This window comes from Catenibacterium sp. co_0103 (assembly GCF_004168205.1).
In the GTDB taxonomy this organism is placed as follows: Bacteria; Bacillota_I; Bacilli_A; order Erysipelotrichales; family Coprobacillaceae; genus Catenibacterium; species Catenibacterium mitsuoka_A.
The window spans coordinates 1-1,704 of record NZ_RCYB01000188.1 but is presented as its reverse complement, the minus strand read 5'-3'; the positions used below and the strand labels follow the sequence as shown (position 1 = coordinate 1,704).

Sequence of the window (1,704 nt, the reverse complement as noted above, 5' to 3'; positions counted from 1 at the left end):
CAATGGTATTAAGTTAAGCGAACAAATGCCAAAAACCTCTTTGATTTCAAAATCAGAGAGGTCTTTTTATTTTTTTCATTAAACTGTTGACAATTGATGGAAATCGTGCGGCTAGAAATGAATATTCATTCATTTCTAGCCCTTTTTAGTAGATGTGTTTTTTTAGGAGGTAAACTATTATGAAACAAAGCAAACACAACATCTACTACTCGCCTAAAAAGGTTAGAACTATTCTTGAACGCTCTATTGATGTGGCTCTTGATGGTCTGAAGTGCTACTGCAATGATCCTGTTTCCGATTTCACTCGTTGTCGAAAGCTTCCTGCTCGCACTCTTATTGAATGCATCATGAGTTTTTCTAATTACTCCTCAATAGGTGAATTATCTCACTTTTTTGTGGGTCAGGGTGAAATGCCTTCAGCTTCTGCACTATCACAAAGAAGACAACTGCTGGATCCTGATATCTTTAAGCGCATAAACAATCTATTCGTGAGTGCGTTTGATGATCATACAACCATTAATGGATATCATATACTTGCTCAGGATGGCTCAGATGTAAATATTCCTTTTATGGACGATAAGACAAAAACTGAAAAGCATGATGCAAAGTCTTTCTGCCAGTATCATGTCAATGCATTATATGACTGTCTTAATAAGGTATTCTATGACTGGAGTATTGATGCAGCAAGCAAGAAAAGAGAAGTTAACGCACTTATTTCAATCCTGAAAGATAGAAATTATCCTCAGAATTCTATCCTCACAGCAGATAGAGGATACGAGAGTTACAATCTTATGGCTCATTTCATTGAGAATGACATCAAATTTGTGATAAGAGTCAAAGATATTCATACCAGAAGCGGTCTGATGACAAATATTAAGACTGAAGAAGGTGCTTTTGATATAAGGGTAACCCGTACATTAACTAGTCTTCAGACAAAAGAAATCAAGGCTGATAAAGAAAAATACATATTCGTACCTTCAACTTCCAATTTTGATTTCTTAGACGAAACAAGAGACTTATATGATCTATCCTTCAGAGCTGTAAGATTCAAGATATCAGAAGATACCTATGAGACTGTTGTCACGAATCTTTCTGAAGAGGAATTCAAGACTGAAGATTTCAAGGAACTTTATCATTATAGATGGAATGAGGAGACTGCTTTTAATAAGCTGAAATACACAATCGGCCTTGTATACTTTCATGCAAGAAAGAGAAAACTGATACAGCAGGAGATAAATGCAGCCTTTCTAATGTACAATGTTTCAGAAGTAATCATCAGAAATATAGATTTGAAGAAAAATAAAAAGCCGGAATTGGAATATGATTATAAATCCAATTTCAGCAGTGCAGTAACTAATATAAGACTTTATCTCAGAAAGAAGATAAAAATGAAGGAACTTATTCTGAGAATAAAAAAATTTCTGGTCGCGCAAAGACCAGAAAGATCGTATGAACGTAATATAAAAGGTCAATCATGTAAACCGCTAAATTATAGAACGTCCTAACACAATTTATTATACACTGTTGTCTTAGGATAACAATAAATTTTTTTAGAACTATGTGATAGTTCTTTTCAAGCACGTCTTAAATCATAATTCTTTCAAATGTGTTTAGTAATAGCAGAAAAGGTGTCTGCCGTTTATATAGCTGACACCTTAACTTAATTACCTGATGGTATTAGTTTTGTTTAACTTAATACCATTG

General features: G+C 33.9%; 1 protein-coding gene. It reads left to right on the top strand.

The features are described from left to right. The first annotated feature begins 179 nt into the window (after positions 1-179). Positions 180-1,505 (top strand): IS4 family transposase, encoded by a 1,326-nt coding sequence (locus tag EAI80_RS13030; RefSeq protein ID WP_129982375.1) that lies wholly within the window; start codon positions 180-182, stop codon positions 1,503-1,505. Positions 1,506-1,704 lie beyond the last annotated feature (199 nt).